Consider the following 17,606-nt stretch of genomic DNA (forward strand, 5'->3'; position numbering starts at 1 on the left):
GCTACTGGCGAGCCGCGATGCAACTATATAACGAATTATCGGCGGTTACCACGCTTAACAGCCCGGTTTTCGAACCATCAAATACGCGCCACACCCGATTGTCCCCCACGCAATATCTCGCTATCGCACCTGCCTCATGTCGCATCAGCTCCCTCAGCTCATACATCCCCGCCGTCATGGCGACTCACGCGGTTGGTTTACCGAAACCTACAATCGCGATTCATTCGCCGATCGGGGTATCGATGTCGTATTCGTGCAGGACAACCACTCGCTTTCCAAACCGATATTCACCTTGCGCGGCCTGCATTTTCAAGCGCCGCCACGCGCACAAGACAAGCTCGTGAGGTGCGTCAGCGGGCGGATTTACGATGTCGCTGTCGATGTGCGCTCGGGCTCGCCCACCTTTGGCCATTGGGTGGGCGCCGAACTCAGCGCCGAGAACGGGGATCAATTGTTCGTCCCGGTAGGATTCGCGCACGGCTTCCTAACACTTGAGCCGAATTGCGAAGTCGTTTATAAATGTTCTGACACATACGCTCCCGGGGCGGACGGTGGGATTGCATGGGACAGTGCGAACATCGATTGGCCGCTTCCACCGGGCGCTGCCCCCGAGCTTTCTGAGAAAGATCGACACCAACCCACCCTTTCAACGTTCGATAGCCCGTTCTTGTACGACGGATATCCGCTCGAACCGATTTCGTGAAAGATCAATCATGCTTATCTTTGTAACCGGCGGGGCCGGCTTCATAGGCTCGGCGCTGGTCCGCCACCTCATTCGCGACACGCAGCACGAGGTGCTGAATTTCGACAAGCTGACCTACGCCGGTGATCCATCGACAGTCAGCGTAGTGGCTGAATCCGATCGCTATCGATTTGTGCAGGGTGACATTTGCGACGCAGACGCAGTCCGCACCGCGATCGCCGAATTTCGACCGGACGTGATCACGCACCTCGCCGCAGAGAGCCACGTAGATCGGTCGATCGATGGGCCGGGGGCATTCATCGATACGAATATCGTGGGAACGTTCGTCATGCTTTCGGAAGCACGCGCCTACTGGCAGGCGCTCGACGCGGCAGAGCGCGAGAACTTCCGCTTCCACCACATCTCGACCGACGAAGTGTATGGAAGCCTTGGTGAAACCGGGCTCTTCACGGAAGAGACGCCTTACGATCCCCGCTCCCCCTACTCGGCGTCGAAGGCGGGCAGCGATCATCTTGTGAGTGCGTGGGGCCACACTTATGGACTCCCCATACTCATCACTAACTGTTCGAACAATTACGGACCCTATCACTTCCCCGAAAAGCTGATACCGCTCATGATCGCCAAAGCGCTTGATGGTGAGCCGCTGCCAATCTACGGCGCCGGAGATCAAGTGCGCGACTGGCTTTACGTGGAGGATCACGTGAAAGCGCTGCGCACCGTATTCGAGCGCGGAACGCCGGGGCGTACCTACAATGTCGGCGGCCACAATGAGAAGCAGAACATTGAAGTTGTTCGGGCTCTCTGTTCGATCCTGGATCGGCTCGCACCACGAGCCGACGGCAAGAACTATGCCGAGCAGATCACGTCCGTCGCCGATCGTCCGGGTCATGACAAACGATACGCGATAGACGCGACGCGGATTGGCGAGGAATTGGGCTGGCGCCCCGAAGAGACTTTCGAGACGGGTATCGAGAAGACTGTACGCTGGTATCTTGAGAATCAGGATTGGTGGCGTCCGCTAGTGGCAGAGAAAGCCGCCGAGCGACGCGGGATTTCCAAGTGATACCAAGCGACACTAATTTTCCTAATGTCCTTGCGAAGTATCAACGGAATGCGTGAAATTCTTTTGACCGGAGCGAGAGGGCAACTCGGCACCGAGCTCCAGCGCGCGACCTGGCCATCCGACGTTACGCTTGTCGCGATCGACAGGAACGACCTCGATCTAACCGATACTGCCGCGATCGCAGCCAGAGTCGCAGCACGCGATTGGGCCGCGATCATCAATGGTGCCGCCTACACAGCGGTCGATCAGTCCGAAAGCGATCCCGCCATCGCCTGGGCGGTCAACGCGACGGCTCCAGCAGCATTCGGCAAGGCTTGCGCAGAGGCGGGCATTCCCCTGGTCCAGGTTTCGACTGATTATGTTTTCGCGGGCGACAAGCAAGGCGCCTGGGAGGTCGATGATGCCCCCGGGCCCGTGAGCGTCTACGGCGCTTCGAAGCTGGGGGGAGAGATGGCGGTATGCGCTTCGGGCGCACGTCATGCCGTAGTGCGCACCGCGTGGGTCGTTTCCGCGCATGGGAGCAATTTCGTGAAAACGATGCTGCGAGTGGCAGCCGCCAATCCAACCTTGCGCGTTGTCGCGGATCAGCGCGGCGCGCCTACAAGTGCAGCAGATCTCGCCAGCGCGCTGCAAACTATCACCCTTCGCCTGATCGAGGATACCAGCGCACCCACCGGTACGTTCCACTTTTCGAACGCAGGCGAAACGACCTGGGCGGATTTCGCGAAAGAGATTTTTCGCCAGTCCGCTCGTCGCGGAGGTGCCGTGGCTGAAGTCGAATCGATCACTACGGCTGAATACCCCACCCCCGCCAGGCGACCAGCCAATTCGCTGTTGAGCCATCGCGCCATCGAAACCGCTTTCGGTATTACGCCACGAGATTGGAAGGCGGCCCTCGCCGATATTCTCGACGAATTGATTGGCGCTCAAACCATAAACGCCACGGAGAGACACTCATGAAAGGCATTATCCTTGCCGGCGGATCCGGCACCCGGCTCCATCCAGCGACCCTCGCGGTGAACAAACAGCTCCTTCCGGTCTACGACAAACCGATGATCTACTATCCGCTCAGCGTGCTGATGCTGGCGGGGATTCGCGAAGTTCTGATCATCTCATCATCCGAATACCTGGAAAATTATCGGCGGCTTTTCGACGACGGATTGAGCCTTGGCCTGTCGATCTCGTATGCTGAACAACCCCGACCGGAAGGGCTTGCCCAAGCCTTCACAATCGGGGCCGACTTCATCGGCGATGACAATGTCGCCCTCGTCCTGGGTGACAATATCTTCTTCGGAACCGGCTTATCTGAGCTGCTGGCGAGTGCCGTCGCCCGATCGGACGGGGCGACCGTCTTCTCCTATCAGGTCGACGATCCCGAGCGCTATGGCGTCGTGGAGCTGGGCCCTGACGGGCGCGCAATTACGATCGAAGAGAAGCCGAACAATCCCAAGTCGAACTCAGCCGTTACCGGTCTTTATTTCTATGATAACCGTGTCGTAGAGATGGCCCGCAATCTCAAGCCGTCCGCACGCGGCGAACTCGAGATTACCGATTTGAACCGCCTCTATATGGAAGCTGGCGATCTTTTCGTCGAACAGATGGGCCGCGGTTATGCTTGGCTCGACACGGGTACGCATGACAGCCTGCTCGAAGCGAGCGAGTTCGTCCGAACGCTCCAACACCGTCAGGGAATTCAAATCGCATGCCTTGAGGAAATCGCCTTTTCCATGGGGTTCATTTCAGCCGACACTGCACGCGAAGCGGGCGAACGTTTCAGCAAGACCGCGTATGGCCGCGCGATCTTGAGGTCGGTGGAGAGGCGTTAGCCGCTCAACCGGTTCGCACGGAAGCGGTGCGGGAAGATTGTGACCTTCCGAACGTTTTGCCCTCATCACAAAGGGGCGATTGGCGCTCCCGGCTGCTTTCAAGAGGTGAGGGCTCCGAAGCTGGAAGTTCAGTTGAGCATAGACTGCGGTCGCGAGCAGCTTAGCGAGCCTCTGAAACACGATTTTGCCGAAATCGGGGAACCGACCGATTACGCCAGATCCTGCAAGCACCCGATCGCGAAACGGGCCCGGTCGATCGGGTTCGGATAGGCCGCTTCCACTTCCTCCACCGTCCGCTCTCGGTCGTCCTGGGACAGGCCAGCAGCGGAGCGTTGATCGTAAAGAGCCTGTGCCTGCGCGAAGGCCTGGCGCTGTTCATCCGACAGGGTGCTGCGCATCCCGTCTTCGATCGCCTGGAGCGACAGGCTGCACAAGGTCGCGCGGTACTGCGGAGACACGGTCGAACTGATTTCGTCGTTCCCGATGGAAAGTACGCTCGCAATACGTTTGTCTTCTGCCGAGAATGTCTTCTGCTGCGAAACTTTTCTCTCCTCGGTTGCCGGTTTGCCGGCGGAGCATGCGCCCAGAACGCCAGTGGCGATCAGCGAAAACAGGAAAGCGTTTTTCATCGTGGGCCTAATCTAGCAAATTGGCCGGGTTTACCAACCCTAATCGATCGCGAAACACCGCCGCAACCAGCTGTCCGAGGGTGACGCTCGACGATAAAGCATGTTCTTGAGATAGGCCGATAGGATTGCGGCCCGGATTAACCAGATCAGGCAGGACGCGGACCGCATCATTCTCAGGGGGAAAATGGTGCTGCTGGGGAGGATTGAACTCCCGGCCTCACCCTTACCAAGGGTGCGCTCTACCACTGAGCTACAGCAGCGTCCGGGCCGCCGGGACACATACCCGATGGCGAGGCGCGCGCTATTGGCAGTTGGGCCGCCAAAGTCAAGCCGCGCTTGCGATTTGCGGGCTTAATCGCAAAAGGTTGCGCAATGACGAAGGACAGGACCATCGGCGGCGAGGCCCCCACCCGCGAAGAACGGCTCGCCGCGAAGCTGCGCGAAAATCTGAGGCGCCGCAAATCGCAGGCCCGCGATATGAGCGCGAACGCGCCGGAATCGGACCCTTCGCTTCCCAAACCGCAGGGTGAGCGCTAACGAGCGGCGCTCGATCGTCCAAAGCAGCTATCTGGGAAAACCGATGTCCAAACTGATCCTCGTGCGTCACGGCCAGAGCGAGTGGAATCTCGCCAATCGCTTTACCGGGTGGTGGGATGTCGGCCTGACCGAGAAAGGCGTCACCGAAGCGACGGCGGCGGGCGAATTGCTGGCGCAGAAGAATGTGTTGCCGACCATCGCCTTCACCTCGCTCCAGACCCGCGCGATCAAGACGCTGAACCTGGCGCTGGAAGCGTGCGACCGCTTGTGGATCCCGGTGACGAAGGACTGGCACCTGAACGAGCGCCATTATGGCGGCCTCACCGGGCTCGACAAGCAACAGACCCGCGACAAGCATGGCGACGAGCAGGTGCATATCTGGCGCCGCAGCTTCGACGTACCGCCCCCGCCGATCGACAAGGGCAGCGAGTTCGATCTGTCGGGCGATCCGCGCTATGCCGGGATCCCGGTGCCCGACACCGAAAGCCTCAAACTGACGATAGAGCGCGTCCTGCCCTACTGGGAAAGCGTGATCCTGCCGCAATTGTCGGCGGGCGAGACGGTGATTATCTCCGCCCATGGCAACAGTCTGCGCGCGCTGGTGAAGCATTTGTCGGGCATTTCGGACGACGAGATCACCGGCCTCGAAATCCCGACCGGCCAGCCGATCGTCTACGAATTCGGCGACGATCTGCGCCCCTCGGGCGAGCGCTATTATCTGAAGGATGCCTGAGATGAGCGGTGCCGGTGAAATCGCGAACACGGTCGCCATCGTCATGGGCAGCCAGTCCGACTGGCCGACCATGCAATGCGCCGCCGAGGTGCTCGAGGAACTCGGCGTCGCAACCGACATCCGCATCGTCTCCGCCCACCGCACGCCCGATCGCATGGTCGATTTCGCCCGCGCGGCGGAGGAGGAGGGGATCGCGGTCATCATCGCGGGCGCGGGCGGCGCGGCGCACCTGCCCGGCATGATCGCGGCGATGACGCATCTGCCGGTGCTGGGCGTGCCGGTGAAGTCCAAGGCGCTCAATGGGCAGGACAGCCTCCTGTCGATCGTCCAGATGCCCGCCGGAGTGCCCGTCGGCACGCTCGCCATCGGCGAGGCGGGCGCGACCAATGCCGGGCTTCTGGCGGCAGCGATCCTGGCCGGGACCGATGCGGCGCTGAGGGATCGGCTGAAGGCCTGGCGCCAGGCGCGCAGCGATGCCGTGGCGGAACGGCCTGTCGACACCAATTCGACGGAAAGGTTTTCGCCGGGTGGTGACGCGAAAGCGATCAGTCGGATCGCGAACGAGCATTTTGGTGGGTACCCTCAAATGTTTGAGGCTCACGGCTGGCCAGAGCGGGGTTCTGACATGATGCGAAAGGTGCAATCGCGCGTAAAGGAGCATTACGGCTCCATCTCGGCTTTCGCTTCCAAACATCCCCCTCGTTCGAAATGACATTGAAGCCCGGCAGCACAATCGGCATTCTCGGCGGGGGCCAGCTTGGCCGGATGCTCGCGATCGAAGGCGCGCGGCTGGGCTATCGCTGCGTGGGATTCGCGCCCGAGGGCGACAATGTCGCCGCGCCCGTGTGCGACGATTTCTTCACCAATGACTGGAGCGACCGGCCCGCCCTCGCCGCCTTCGCCGCGCAATGCGATGCGATCACGCTGGAATTCGAGAACGTCCCGCTCGCGGTGATGGACGCGCTGCCGAGCGATCGCCTGTTTCCGCCCAGGAAGGCCCTGGAGGTCGCGCAGGACCGGCTCGCGGAAAAGCGCTTCGTCGCCGATCTTGGCGGGCGCCCCGCCCCCCATGCCGCCGTCGATTCGCGGGCTGACCTCGTTGCAGCGATGGAGCAGATCGGCACGCCGGGAATCCTGAAGACACGCGGCGAGGGCTATGACGGCAAGGGCCAGTGGCGCTTGCGCGATATGCGCGATGCCGATGGCGTCGGCGCGATCTCGCAACCCGCGATCTACGAAGGCTTCGTGACCTTCGAGGCCGAGTTCTCCGTCATCCTCGTGCGCGGCCAGGATGGCGCGATCCGCTTCTGGGACAGTTCGCGCAATATCCACGAAGACGGTATCCTGAACGCATCTGTCCTGCCCGCTGGCGAGATGGTGGAGAGGCAGGTCGAGGAAGCGCGCGCCCTGTCGCGACAGGTGGCAGACGCCCTCAGATATGTGGGCGTGCTGACGCTCGAATTCTTCGCCACCAAGGACGGCCCCGTCTTCAACGAAATGGCCCCGCGCGTCCACAATTCGGGCCATTGGACGATCGAGGGCGCGGCCACCAGCCAGTTCGCCAATCATATGCGCGCGGTGGCGGGCCTCCCGCTCGGCGTGACCGATACGATCGCGCCGCAGCTCCGCATGGAGAATCTGATCGGTGCCGAGGCCAATACGGCGCATGAGCTCTTGGGCGAGCCTGACGTGCACCTGCATCTCTACGGCAAGGCCAAGGCGCGTGACGGGCGCAAGATGGGTCATGTGACCCGGATCACCCGCGCGTGAGCCATCCGCAATTCACGCTGGTCTATGCCCGCGCCGCCAATGGCGCGATCGGGAAGGACGGGGCGCTGCCCTGGCACCTGCCCGCCGATCTCAAGCGCTTCAAGGCGCTGACGATGGGCAAGCCGATGGTGATGGGGCGCAAGACCTTCGAGAGCCTTCCCGGCCTGTTGCCGGGGCGCCGCCACATCGTCCTGACCCGGCGCGAGCGCTGGGAGAGCGCGGGCGCGGACGTCGTCCGCTCGGTCGAGGAGGCAGTCGCGCTGCTCGACGGCGAGCCCGCTTCGGTCATCGGCGGCGCGGCGATCTTCGATGTCTTCCTGCCCCTCGCCACGCGGGCCGAACTGACCGAGATCCACTCCGATTTCGACGGCGACGTGTTCATGCGCCCCCTGCCCGCCGGATGGGAGATCGTCGCGCGCGAGGATCATGCCGGGGTAGGCGGTGCGCCCGCCTATTCCTTCGTCACCTACGAGTGCCGCGAGGATGCGGCGGCATGAGGTGGCTCGACCATCGCGAGACGGTGCCCGAATCCCTGCGCGGCGCGATCATCGCGCTCGGCAATTTCGACGGCTTCCATCTCGGCCATCAAGCGGTGGCGAAGGAAGCGATCGACTGGGCGCGCAGCGAGGGGCGCCCCGCCATCATCGCCACTTTCGATCCCCATCCGGTGCGCTTCTTCCGGCCCGACGTGCCGCCCTTCCGCCTGACGACTTTGGAGCAGCGGCAGGAACTCTATCTCGCCGCCGGGGCGACCGCGATGCTGGTGTTCCATTTCGACGGCGAGCTGGCGGGTACGAGCGCCGAGGATTTCATCACGCAGGTCCTCCTCGATAGGCTGGGCGCGCATGGCGTCGTCTCGGGCGAGGATTTCACCTTTGGCCAGGGCGCCAAGGGGAATGTCGCGCTCCTCCAGGGCTTCGGCGCGGAGCACGGCCTTATGAGCCGCACGGTAGGCGCGGTGATCGACGATGGGCGCGCGATCTCGTCCAGCCGGGTGCGCGAGGCCCTGCGCGAAGGCGATCCCGAGGAAGCCGCGCGGCTTCTCACCCGCCCCTTCGCCGTGCGCGGCGTGGTCCAGCATGGCGACAAAAGAGGCCGCGAAATCGGCTATCCGACCGCGAATCTGACGCTGGAGACCTATCTGCGCCCGAAATACGGGATCTACGCCGTGACGGGCCGCATCCTCGCCACGGGGCAGGAGCTGAAAGGCGCGGCCAATGTCGGAATGCGGCCCCAGTTCGAACCGCCCAAGGAATTGCTCGAACCCTATTTCTTCGATTTTGCGGGCGATCTCTACGGACAGGAGATCGAGGTGGCGTTCCACCACTTCCTGCGCGGCGAAGCGAAGTTCGATACGCTCGACGAGTTGACCGAACAGATGGCGAGGGATTGCGACGAGGCGCGGAGGCTGCTCGCGTAGAGTTCGTTTCTCGCAGAGAGCGTGAAGGACATTGGAGACGCAGGGGTGTCGTAATCGCGGCGCAGCCGCGCTTCGTCTTCCGATGATCGGCGGAGCCTGCGGCTCAAACCCTTTCTCCGCGTCTCTCTTCCCTCCGCGCTCTCCGCGTGAAACCGATAGCGCCCACGGCGCCGACCGGCCCAAGCTTCGAAACCCTTTCCTACACGCCCCTTATGGGTTAGCGGCGCAACCCTATGTCCGAAGCCGATCCCAGCACGCGCGATTACCGCGACACCGTCTTCCTGCCGAAGACCGATTTTCCCATGAAAGCCGGCCTCCCGCAGAAGGAGCCGGGCATTTTGGCGCGCTGGCAGGACGAGAACCTCTACGACAAGCTGCGCGAGACGCGGCGGGGCGCGGAGAAGTTCATCCTCCATGACGGCCCGCCCTACGCCAATGGCGACATGCATATCGGCCACGCGCTGAACCGCATCCTCAAGGACATGGTGGTGCGCACGCAGGGCATGATGGGCAAGGACGCGCCCTTCGTGCCTGGCTGGGACTGCCACGGCCTGCCCATCGAATGGAAGGTCGAGGAACAATACCGCAAGAAGAAGCGCGACAAGGACGACGTGCCGCGCGCCGAGTTCCGCCAGGAATGCCGCGACTATGCCGCGAAATGGGTCGAGGTGCAGAAGGGCCAGCTCGAACGGCTCGGCCTGATGGCCGATTTCGCCCATCCCTATCTGACGATGCAGTTCGAAAGCGAAGCGACCATCGTTGCCGAGCTGATGAAGTTCGTCGAAGCCGGAAACCTCTATCGCGGCGCGAAGCCGGTGATGTGGAGCCCGGTCGAGAAAACGGCGCTGGCCGAAGCGGAGGTCGAATACGAGGACATCACTTCGACCCAGATCGACGTGGCGTTCGAGATCGTGGAATCGCCGGTAGATGAACTGGTCGGCGCGCACGCCGTGATCTGGACGACGACGCCGTGGACGATCCCGGTGAACCAGGCTTTGGCCTATGGACCGGAGGTTGAATACGTTCTTCTCAAAACGAGCTTCTACGCGCCCGGCATTAGTGCGAGTCCGGGCGAGGGATCGATGGACTTCCGGTTGCTGATTGCCGAAAGTTTACGTGAACAATTTATCGCTCGCCAAACGGGAGAAGACATTAAAGCCGACATTCGGGAAATATGGCGCGGTAACGGCTCCGACCTCGCCGGAACCAAGGTCCGCCACCCGATGCACAAGCTCGGCGGCTTCTATGAGACGCTGCGTCCCATGCTGCCCGGCGATTTCGTTACCACCGATAGCGGCACCGGCCTCGTCCACATGGCGCCCGATCATGGCGAGGATGATTTCGACCTGTGCAAGACGGTCGGCATCGAACCCGTCTTCGCGGTCATGGATGACGGGCGCTATCGCGATGACTGGCCGTGGCTGGGTGCGGGCGATCTGGATGCGGACGGCAAGGAACGCCGCCGCGCGGTCATCAATCCCAACTTCAACGCTCCGGACGGGCCGATCTGTTCGGACCTTCGCGACGCGGGCGCGCTGCTGAGCGCGAGCCAGAATTACCCTCACTCCTATCCCCACAGCTGGCGGTCCAAGGCGAAGGTCATCTATCGCTGCACGCCGCAATGGTTCGTGCCGATGGACCGCCCGCTCGAAGGCGTCGCACCGCGCAAGGTGGACAAGGAGCAGCGCTGGGAAGGCGAAGGCGGCGCCATGGACCCCGCTGACGAGCACACCAGCCAGCACACGCTGCGCAGCCTCGCGCTGAACGCCATCGGCGACACGCATTTCGTCCCCGAGCGCGGGCGCAACCGCATCCGCTCCATGGTGGAAGGGCGCCCGGACTGGGTGCTCAGCCGCCAGCGCGCATGGGGCGTGCCGATCACTTTGTTCGTGCGGCCAGACGGCTCGTATCTCCAGGATCCGGCAGTGAACGCCCGCGTCGTCGCGGCGGTCGCCGAGGAAGGCGTCGACGCCTGGCGCGAGGAGCGCAAGAACGAGTTCCTTGGTCCCGACCACGATTCCGACGAATACGAGATGGTCTCCGACATTCTCGACGTCTGGTTCGATTCGGGCTGCACCCATGCCTTCACGCTCGACGGCACCCGCTGGCCCGACCAGCGCTGGCCCGCCGATCTCTATCTCGAAGGGTCGGACCAGCATCGCGGCTGGTTCCAGTCGAGCCTGCTCGAAAGCTGCGCCACGCGCGGCCGTGCGCCTTATGATGCCGTGCTGACCCATGGGTTCACCATGGCGAGCGACGGGCGCAAGATGTCGAAATCGCTCGGCAACACGATCGATCCCTTGAAGGTGATGGAGCAATACGGGGCGGACATCATCCGCCTCTGGGCCCTGTCGGTCGATTACACCGAGGATCACCGCATTGGCGACGAGATCCTGAAAGGCGTGGGCGACCAATATCGGCGGCTGCGCAACACCTTCCGCTATCTGCTCGGCGCGCTTGCCGGTTACGACGAGAGCGAGGCCGTCGCGCCCGAACACATGCCGCAGCTCGAACGCTACGTGCTGGCGCGTCTGAAGGAGGTCGACGGCACGTTGCGCGCAGCGGCGAAGGGCTACGATTTCGACCGCTATGTCCGCACGCTCGTCGATTTCTGCAACGAGGACCTGTCGGCCTTCTATTTCGACATCCGCAAGGACCGGCTCTATTGCGATGCGCCGGACGGGGTCGAGCGACGCGCCTATCGCACCGTGCTCGACACGCTGTTCCACGCCCTCGTCCGCTATGCCGCGCCGGTGCTGGTGTTCACATCCGAAGAGGTCTGGGGCACGCGTTTCCCCGAAAGCGGCTCGATCCATCTCGAAACCTGGCGCGACTTGCCCGACTGGCGTGACGACGATCTGAGCGAGCGCTTCGCGGCGCTGCGCGCGTTGCGCGAGGATGTGATGGAAGCGATCGAGCCGTTAAGGCGTGAAAAGATCGTCCGTTCCGGCCTCGAAGCCGACGTCACCGTTCCCGCAGACCGCGTGCCCGAAGGCTTTTCCGACACCGATCTCGCCGAAGCGTTCATCACCGCGTCAGTCACCCGCAGCGATAGCGCCGCCGTGACCGACGTGACTGCCAGCCGATCATCCGAGGACAAGTGCGGGCGCTGCTGGCGCCTGCTGCCGAGCGTGGCCGAAGACGGCGCGCTGTGCGATCGCTGCGAGGCGGTCGTCGCCGAGCTTGATGCCGAAGGAGCATCCTCATGACGCAGGCCCGCCGCAATCAGGCGATCGGCATCCTGATCGCCTTCGCCATCTTCGCCGTCGATCAGGCGATCAAATACTGGGTCAAGGGCCCGCTGATGCTGCGTGAGCGCGGGGTGATCGAGCTGGTACCGTTCTTCGACCTCCGCTGGACTCAGAATTTCGGCGTTTCGCTCGGTATGTTCGAGGCGACCAGCCCGGAAATGCGCTGGGCGCTGGTGGCCGTGACGGCGGGGATCGCGCTGGTCGTGACGGTCTGGATGATCCGCGAGGAGAAGTTCGGCGACATTCTCGGCCTCGCGCTGGTCCTCGGCGGGGCGCTCGGCAACATCAAGGATCGCTACGATTACGGATACGTGATCGACTATGCCGATCTCCATTTCGGCGATTTCCGCCCCTTCCTGATCTTTAACGTGGCCGATGCCGCGATCACCATCGGCGTGATGATTATCCTTGCCCGCGCCTTTTTCGTGCGCGACACTGCCGGTCAGATAATGGCCGACAGTGCGACCGCTTCCCATTCCGATACGCACGCTCGCTCAGCGGAGACCAAGCCATGACCAAGACCCTCACCTTCGCCCTGCTGGGCGCCTCGGCCACCCTGCTGACCGCCTGTGCCGGCGGCGGCTTCCTCGAACGCGACCGGCCCGACGAATTCGCCGTGCAGCGCCAGGCGCCGCTGGTCGTCCCGCCCGATTTCAACCTCGTGCCGCCGACTGCGGGTGCCCCGCGCCCCGCCGAAGGCACCGCGCAGGAACAGGCATTGGAAGCGCTGTTCGGCGGTCCCGCGCCGCGCAGCAGCGTCGAAACCAGCGCGCTCGATCGCGCCGGCGCCGCCGCTCCGGGCATCCGCAGCGCGGTGGGCGATCCCGACACCAACACGGTCGCCAAGGGCTCGATCACCCGCGACATCATCTCCGCCCCCGAAGGCGACGGACGCGGGGCTAGTGCGGTTATCCCGGCGGGATAACCTTTATTGTGTTTCGCTCGCGCCTCCGCGCGAGCGTCCTCGGTGCTGATCCCGTCGCTCTGCGACGGGGCACCTGCGGGGCGGAGGGAACAGCACCGAGGACGAACCGGCGGAGGCCGGTTCGAAACACAAGAAACCTCTACCCGTCCCCGCCAACCTCTACCGCTCCGCTCGGCGCGTCCTCGCTAACCAGCAACTTGTCTATCCGGCGCCCGTCCATATCGATGACCTCGAAGCGCCAGCCCTGTTCGGTGAAGACCTCGCCTTCCTCGGGCAGCTTCTTGAGCACGGCGAGGGCGAACCCGGCAGCGGTGGCGAATTCGCGGTCGTCGCCGTAGTCGAGGCCCAGCCGGTCGCCCAGGGCATCGGCGGAGAGCGAGCCGGAGATCAGCAGCGAGCCGTCCTCGCGCTCGATCACGCCCGGTGCCTCGCCATGCTCCTGATCGCTGGCGAAATCGCCGACCAGCGCGGTGAGAACGTCGACCGGGGTCACGATCCCGTCGAGATGGCCGTATTCGTCATGCACCATCGCCATGGCGACATCGGCCTGTTGCAGCACGCGCAGCGCATCGACTGCGTCCAGCTGGTCGGGCACGACTTCGGCCTTGCGGGCGATGGCGCGCAAATCGATTGTTTCGCCCGCCACCATCAGCGCCAGGATCTCGCGCACCTTGGCGACGCCGATCACCTTGTCGGGAGACCCCTCGGCGATCGGCATCAGCGAATGCGAACTGTCGGCGATGTCGGCGCGGATGGTTTCGAGATCGGCATCGGCGTCGATCCAGTCGAGCTGGTTGCGCGGCGTCATCACCTCGCGCACCGGCCTTTGGGCCAGCCGCACCACGCCCTGCAGCATCTGGTGCTGTTCGTGCTCGATTACCCCAGTACGGGTCGCTTCGGCGAACAGCATGTGCAGTTCCTCCGCCGTCACCGCGCTCTGTCCGCCGGGGCGCACGCCGAGCAGGCGAATCAGCAGGCCCGACGAAGCATCGAGCAGCCACACCAGCGGCGCGGCCACTTTCGACAGGATCTTCATCGGGCGCGCCATGATGATCGAGATCGGCACCGCGGCCCGCAGCGCGACCTGCTTGGGCACCAGTTCCCCGATCACCAGGCTGGCATAGGTGGTCAGCGCGATGACGAGCGCGAAGCCCGCCTGGTCCGCGTAATTCGCCGGGAAGCCCGCCGCCGCCAGCCGCTCGCCCACCGGCTCGCCCAGGCTGGCGCCGGAATAGGCACCGGCGATAATGCCGATCAGGGTGATCCCGATCTGGACGGTCGAGAGGAACTTGCCCGGATCCGCCGCCAGTTCGAGCGCGGTCTGCGCGGCGCGGTTGCCCTTCTGGGCGCGGGTCTGCAACGTACCCGTGCGCGCGGAGACGATGGCGAGTTCGGACATGGCGAACACACCGTTGAGCACGATGAGCCCGGCGATGATGACGAGGTCGGTCCAGGGAAAGGGTGTCACGCGATCCGCGCTAGCACTTTTGGGGCCGAAGGCCAGCCCAACCGCATCGAAGAACGATCGCATGGGCGTGGAACGAGCGCGCGTGTCGTCGGTTGGTGGGGTCAGACGCGATGGTGGGCGCGTCCGTGCATTCACGTGATGAGGGGGTGGCCGGATCGTTCGGTGCCCGCATATAAGAAGGATACTTACCCATGAAACGATCGAAATTCGTCGTCGCCGCTCTTGCGTCCGTCTCGCTGCTGGGCGTGTCGGGCTGCGTCACCGATCCCAATACGGGTGAACAGAAGATTTCGCGCACCGCCGTGGGCGGCGTGCTGGGCGCTGGCGCGGGTGCGCTGCTCGGCGGCGTGATCGGCGGCAAGACCGGACGCATCATCGGCGCGGTCGGTGGCGCGGCGGCAGGCGGCTATGTCGGCTACCGGATGGACGAACAGATCAAGGAACTGCGCGAAGGCACCGCCGGGACCGGCGTGGACGTCACCTCGGTCGATGGCGGCGAAGCGATCCTCGTCAACCTGCCCGACGGCGTGACCTTCGCCACCGGCAGCGCGACGATCTCGCCCGCCTTCCGCGACCTCTTGGACAATGTCGCGGGCAGCCTGCGCCAGTATCCCAACAGCCTGGTCGACGTATATGGCTATACCGACACGGTCGGCTCCTCGGCAGCGAACCAGCGCCTGTCGGACCAGCGCGCGCAGGCCGTGGCCAATTACCTGATCTCGCAGGGCGTCGCCTCCTCGCGCATCCGCTGGATGGGCTTCGGCGAGACGCAGCTGAAGGTTCAGACGGGCGACAATGTGGCGAACCCGCTCAATCGCCGGGTCGAAATCAAGATCATTCCCTTCGACGCGCAGGACGTCAACGCCGCGCGCCAGCAGGGTATGTAAGTTCCCCCGCACTTGCGGAAAACTGGAAAGGGCCGGTCTTCGGATCGGCCCTTTTTTGGTGCCGACTATGCGACGGGAAAGGCCTTAAAGATCCCTGTCGCCGCCAATCTTCGCCGCACGGCCCGCAAGGCGCTCGATCGCGGCGGTGTGGATCGCGGGCGCGCAGGCGACGACGCCGAAGGCACGCGGATCGCGCTTGTTGAAGTCGAGCGTGTGGCCGAACGCATCGCTCACCGCCGCACCCGCCTCGCGGGCGATCAGGGTCGCCGCGCCGACATCCCATTCGAAGCCCCAGCGCAGCGTCGCGACGAGATCCGCCTCATCCGCCCCGACCATCGCGATCCTGAGCGCGATCGAATTCGGCTTGTCCACCATGGTCAGATCGCGATCAATCCGAGGCAGCGAATCGGTGGGAACGCGCGCACCCGCCAATTGCTTGCGCGTCGAGGCCCTGAGCGGCTCGCCATTGCGCCAGGCGCCCTTGCCCGCCACCGCCATCCATGTCTCGTCCCGTGCAGGTGCGCTCAAAATGCCGAGCAAGGGCCGTCCCGCGCTCACCAGCGCGACCGAAACTGCCCAGCCCGTACGCCCGCGAATGAAATCGCGCGTGCCGTCGATCGGATCGACCAGCCAGATCAGCGATCGGTCGAGCCGCGCATGATCGTCCCCGGTCTCTTCGGACAGCCACCCGGCGGACGGCAGCAATTGGCCCAGTTCGCGTTTCAGGAAGGTGTCGACCGCGATATCCGCCTCGCAGACGGGAGCGCCGGGTTCCTTTTCCCACGAATCGAGATCATGGCCCGCGCCCGGCCACAGGGCGTGGGCGATCCGGCCCGCTTCGGCAGTGATCGATTCGAGGCGTTGGGCGTCAATCATGGGGGCCCCAGGCAGGTGCACCCGGATTGGCCACTTTTCAAGCGCGTCCATCCATGCTTAGGCGCGCGGCAAACCTGTTTCGATTTCCTCCCCCACGCATTCTCGCGCCAAGGACGCTGTAGCCGACATGAACATTCACGAATACCAGGCCAAGGAACTGCTCGCGAAATACGGCATCGCCGTGCCCACCGGCTATGCCGCGATGAGCGTGGAAGAAGCCGTCGAAGGCGCGAAGAACCTGCCCGGACCGCTTTATGTCGTGAAGGCCCAGATCCATGCCGGCGGACGCGGCAAGGGCAAGTTCACCGAACTCGGCCCGGATGCGAAGGGCGGCGTGCGCCTGTCGAAGAGCGTCGACGAGGTCGAAGCGAACGCGAAGGAAATGCTCGGCAACACGCTCGTCACCATCCAGACCGGCGACGAAGGCAAGCAGGTCAATCGCCTGTATGTGACCGACGGTGTCGACATCGCGCATGAATATTATCTCTCGATGCTGGTCGATCGCGCCAGCGGCAAGGTCGCGATGATCGTGTCGACCGAAGGCGGCATGGATATCGAGGATGTCGCCCACGAAACGCCCGAAAAGATCACGACGATCACGATCGACCCGGCACAGGGCTTCATGCCGCACCATGGCCGCGCCGTGGCCTTCGCGCTGAAGCTGGAAGGCGACAGCAACAAGCAGGCCCAAAAGCTCGCCAAGCAGCTCTACACCGCCTTCATGGACCTCGACATGGAAATGCTCGAGATCAATCCGCTGGTCGAGGACAAGCAGGGTAATCTCTCGGTGCTCGACACCAAGATGAGCTTCGACGGCAACGCGCTCTATCGCCACAAGGACGTGGAGGAGATGCGCGACGAGACCGAGGAGGACCCCGCCGAGGTCGAGGCGAGCGAATACGACCTCGCCTATATCAAGCTGGACGGCAATATCGGCTGCATGGTCAACGGTGCCGGCCTCGCCATGGCGACCATGGACATCATCAAATTGAACGGCGCCTTCCCGGCGAACTTCCTCGATGTCGGCGGCGGCGCGACGACCGAGAAGGTGACCGCGGCGTTCAAGATCATCCTCAAGGACCCGGCGGTCGAGGGCATCCTCGTCAACATCTTCGGCGGGATCATGAAGTGCGATGTCATCGCCAACGGCATCGTCCAGGCGGCGAAGGACGTGAACCTGTCGGTCCCGCTAGTGGTCCGCCTCGAAGGCACCAACGTCCAGCAGGGCAAGGATATCCTCGAAAACAGCGGCCTTCCCATCGTTAGCGCCGACGATCTGGGTGACGCCGCGAAGAAGATCGTGGCCGAGGTCAAGAAGGCGGCGTAAGGCTTTCGACCTTCGACTGACGACGAAATCAAGGCGGGCTTCCCATCAGGGCGCCCGCCTTTTTCGTATCCGCGAGCCAGCGGCGATTTCCAGGCCGGGAACGCCGCGCCTATCCCGTCCGTATCTTGCGGGAGCGCGCTTTTCTGCGCGACTGCGACTTGACGTTTACGTAAACGCGAGCTAGAAGAGCG

17 protein-coding genes, 1 tRNA gene and 1 pseudogene are annotated in these 17,606 nt (G+C 63.6%); 15 read left to right on the forward strand and 4 right to left on the reverse strand.

Going from position 1 to position 17,606, the window contains the following annotated elements; genetic code table 11:
* Positions 1-136 precede the first annotated feature (136 nt).
* Genes rfbC through rfbA form a run of 4 tightly spaced genes read left to right on the forward strand, consistent with a single transcriptional unit; the run spans position 137 to position 3,592 of the window.
* Positions 137-703, forward strand: coding sequence for a dTDP-4-dehydrorhamnose 3,5-epimerase (gene rfbC, locus GRI47_RS11780; protein WP_160661577.1), 567 nt, complete (start codon positions 137-139; stop codon positions 701-703).
* Positions 704-713: 10 nt separating this feature from the next.
* A complete protein-coding gene (rfbB, locus tag GRI47_RS11785; protein ID WP_160661578.1) occupies positions 714-1,766 on the forward strand; it encodes a dTDP-glucose 4,6-dehydratase in 1,053 nt (350 codons plus the stop codon).
* Between the two features lie 48 nt (positions 1,767-1,814).
* The gene (gene rfbD, locus GRI47_RS11790) at positions 1,815-2,726 is read left to right on the forward strand and encodes a dTDP-4-dehydrorhamnose reductase (RefSeq protein ID WP_160661579.1); all 912 of its coding nucleotides are present in this window, start codon (positions 1,815-1,817) and stop codon (positions 2,724-2,726) included.
* Positions 2,723-3,592: a glucose-1-phosphate thymidylyltransferase RfbA gene (rfbA, locus tag GRI47_RS11795; RefSeq protein WP_160661580.1), complete on the forward strand. Its 870-nt coding sequence runs from the start codon at positions 2,723-2,725 to the stop codon at positions 3,590-3,592. Before rfbD ends, rfbA begins: the two co-directional genes overlap by 4 nt.
* A gap of 209 nt (positions 3,593-3,801) precedes the next feature.
* Here the strand turns inward: rfbA and GRI47_RS11800 are convergent, their stop codons facing one another.
* Positions 3,802-4,221 carry a hypothetical protein gene (locus GRI47_RS11800; protein ID WP_160661581.1) on the reverse strand — a complete coding sequence of 140 codons (420 nt, stop codon included), beginning with the start codon at positions 4,219-4,221 and terminating at the stop codon, positions 3,802-3,804.
* 185 nt (positions 4,222-4,406) lie between these two features.
* Positions 4,407-4,481: transfer RNA gene (locus GRI47_RS11805), tRNA-Thr, on the reverse strand.
* Between the two features lie 112 nt (positions 4,482-4,593).
* Here GRI47_RS11805 and GRI47_RS14835 point away from each other — a divergent pair.
* From GRI47_RS14835 to GRI47_RS11845, 9 genes and pseudogenes are all read left to right on the forward strand, one after another.
* Positions 4,594-4,758, forward strand: coding sequence for a hypothetical protein (locus tag GRI47_RS14835; RefSeq protein ID WP_202387502.1), 165 nt, complete (start codon positions 4,594-4,596; stop codon positions 4,756-4,758).
* Positions 4,759-4,801: 43 nt separating this feature from the next.
* Positions 4,802-5,491, forward strand: coding sequence for a 2,3-diphosphoglycerate-dependent phosphoglycerate mutase (gpmA, locus tag GRI47_RS11810; protein ID WP_160661582.1), 690 nt, complete (start codon positions 4,802-4,804; stop codon positions 5,489-5,491).
* Position 5,492: 1 nt separating this feature from the next.
* Positions 5,493-5,987 (forward strand): annotated as a pseudogene (gene purE, locus GRI47_RS11815) (5-(carboxyamino)imidazole ribonucleotide mutase); the annotation flags it as partial.
* Positions 5,988-6,199: 212 nt separating this feature from the next.
* Positions 6,200-7,261, forward strand: a complete 1,062-nt coding sequence (locus tag GRI47_RS11820) for a 5-(carboxyamino)imidazole ribonucleotide synthase (RefSeq protein ID WP_160661583.1) — start codon at positions 6,200-6,202, stop codon at positions 7,259-7,261.
* Positions 7,258-7,758: a dihydrofolate reductase gene (locus tag GRI47_RS11825; RefSeq protein ID WP_160661584.1), complete on the forward strand. Its 501-nt coding sequence runs from the start codon at positions 7,258-7,260 to the stop codon at positions 7,756-7,758. Before GRI47_RS11820 ends, GRI47_RS11825 begins: the two co-directional genes overlap by 4 nt.
* Positions 7,755-8,681, forward strand: a complete 927-nt coding sequence (locus tag GRI47_RS11830) for a bifunctional riboflavin kinase/FAD synthetase (protein ID WP_160661585.1) — start codon at positions 7,755-7,757, stop codon at positions 8,679-8,681. The genes GRI47_RS11825 and GRI47_RS11830 overlap by 4 nt, the downstream gene beginning before the upstream one ends.
* A gap of 233 nt (positions 8,682-8,914) precedes the next feature.
* Positions 8,915-11,890 (forward strand): isoleucine--tRNA ligase, encoded by a 2,976-nt coding sequence (gene ileS / locus GRI47_RS11835; RefSeq protein ID WP_160661586.1) that lies wholly within the window; start codon positions 8,915-8,917, stop codon positions 11,888-11,890.
* On the forward strand, positions 11,887-12,447 hold the full coding sequence (lspA, locus tag GRI47_RS11840) for a signal peptidase II (RefSeq protein WP_160661587.1): 561 nt from the start codon (positions 11,887-11,889) through the stop codon (positions 12,445-12,447). The genes ileS and lspA overlap by 4 nt, the downstream gene beginning before the upstream one ends.
* Positions 12,444-12,857: a DUF3035 domain-containing protein gene (locus tag GRI47_RS11845; RefSeq protein ID WP_160661588.1), complete on the forward strand. Its 414-nt coding sequence runs from the start codon at positions 12,444-12,446 to the stop codon at positions 12,855-12,857. The genes lspA and GRI47_RS11845 overlap by 4 nt, the downstream gene beginning before the upstream one ends.
* Positions 12,858-12,996: 139 nt before the next feature.
* Here GRI47_RS11845 and GRI47_RS11850 read toward each other — a convergent pair whose 3' ends face one another.
* Entirely contained in the window at positions 12,997-14,325 is a 1,329-nt protein-coding gene (locus GRI47_RS11850) for a CNNM domain-containing protein (RefSeq protein WP_160661589.1), read from the reverse strand.
* Positions 14,326-14,516: 191 nt separating this feature from the next.
* Here GRI47_RS11850 and GRI47_RS11855 point away from each other — a divergent pair, with 191 nt between their 5' ends.
* A complete protein-coding gene (locus tag GRI47_RS11855; protein ID WP_160661590.1) occupies positions 14,517-15,212 on the forward strand; it encodes a YiaD family glycine zipper/OmpA-like lipoprotein in 696 nt (231 codons plus the stop codon).
* Positions 15,213-15,296: 84 nt separating this feature from the next.
* Here the strand turns inward: GRI47_RS11855 and GRI47_RS11860 are convergent, their stop codons facing one another.
* Positions 15,297-16,088 (reverse strand): 3'(2'),5'-bisphosphate nucleotidase CysQ, encoded by a 792-nt coding sequence (locus tag GRI47_RS11860; protein ID WP_160661591.1) that lies wholly within the window; start codon positions 16,086-16,088, stop codon positions 15,297-15,299.
* Positions 16,089-16,215: 127 nt separating this feature from the next.
* Between GRI47_RS11860 and sucC the strand changes: the two genes are divergently transcribed.
* A complete protein-coding gene (sucC, locus tag GRI47_RS11865) occupies positions 16,216-17,415 on the forward strand; it encodes an ADP-forming succinate--CoA ligase subunit beta (protein ID WP_160661592.1) in 1,200 nt (399 codons plus the stop codon).
* Positions 17,416-17,606 lie beyond the last annotated feature (191 nt).

Source organism: Qipengyuania pelagi (assembly GCF_009827295.1).
Lineage (GTDB): Bacteria > Pseudomonadota > Alphaproteobacteria > Sphingomonadales > Sphingomonadaceae > Qipengyuania > Qipengyuania pelagi.

Bases quoted from the DNA above. Each gene is read 5' to 3' on its own strand.
- GRI47_RS11820 (WP_160661583.1), top strand. From the start codon at position 6,200: ATGACATTGAAGCCCGGCAGCACAATCGGCATTCTCGGCGGGGGCCAG.
- rfbC (WP_160661577.1), top strand. From the start codon at position 137: ATGTCGCATCAGCTCCCTCAGCTCATACATCCCCGCCGTCATGGCGAC.
- GRI47_RS11830 (WP_160661585.1), top strand. From the start codon at position 7,755: ATGAGGTGGCTCGACCATCGCGAGACGGTGCCCGAATCCCTGCGCGGC.
- rfbA (WP_160661580.1), top strand. From the start codon at position 2,723: ATGAAAGGCATTATCCTTGCCGGCGGATCCGGCACCCGGCTCCATCCA.
- gpmA (WP_160661582.1), top strand. From the start codon at position 4,802: ATGTCCAAACTGATCCTCGTGCGTCACGGCCAGAGCGAGTGGAATCTC.
- GRI47_RS11845 (WP_160661588.1), top strand. From the start codon at position 12,444: ATGACCAAGACCCTCACCTTCGCCCTGCTGGGCGCCTCGGCCACCCTG.
- lspA (WP_160661587.1), top strand. From the start codon at position 11,887: ATGACGCAGGCCCGCCGCAATCAGGCGATCGGCATCCTGATCGCCTTC.
- GRI47_RS11800 (WP_160661581.1), bottom strand. From the start codon at position 4,221: ATGAAAAACGCTTTCCTGTTTTCGCTGATCGCCACTGGCGTTCTGGGC.
- ileS (WP_160661586.1), top strand. From the start codon at position 8,915: ATGTCCGAAGCCGATCCCAGCACGCGCGATTACCGCGACACCGTCTTC.
- sucC (WP_160661592.1), top strand. From the start codon at position 16,216: ATGAACATTCACGAATACCAGGCCAAGGAACTGCTCGCGAAATACGGC.
- rfbB (WP_160661578.1), top strand. From the start codon at position 714: ATGCTTATCTTTGTAACCGGCGGGGCCGGCTTCATAGGCTCGGCGCTG.
- GRI47_RS11860 (WP_160661591.1), bottom strand. From the start codon at position 16,088: ATGATTGACGCCCAACGCCTCGAATCGATCACTGCCGAAGCGGGCCGG.
- GRI47_RS14835 (WP_202387502.1), top strand. From the start codon at position 4,594: ATGACGAAGGACAGGACCATCGGCGGCGAGGCCCCCACCCGCGAAGAA.
- rfbD (WP_160661579.1), top strand. From the start codon at position 1,815: ATGCGTGAAATTCTTTTGACCGGAGCGAGAGGGCAACTCGGCACCGAG.
- GRI47_RS11855 (WP_160661590.1), top strand. From the start codon at position 14,517: ATGAAACGATCGAAATTCGTCGTCGCCGCTCTTGCGTCCGTCTCGCTG.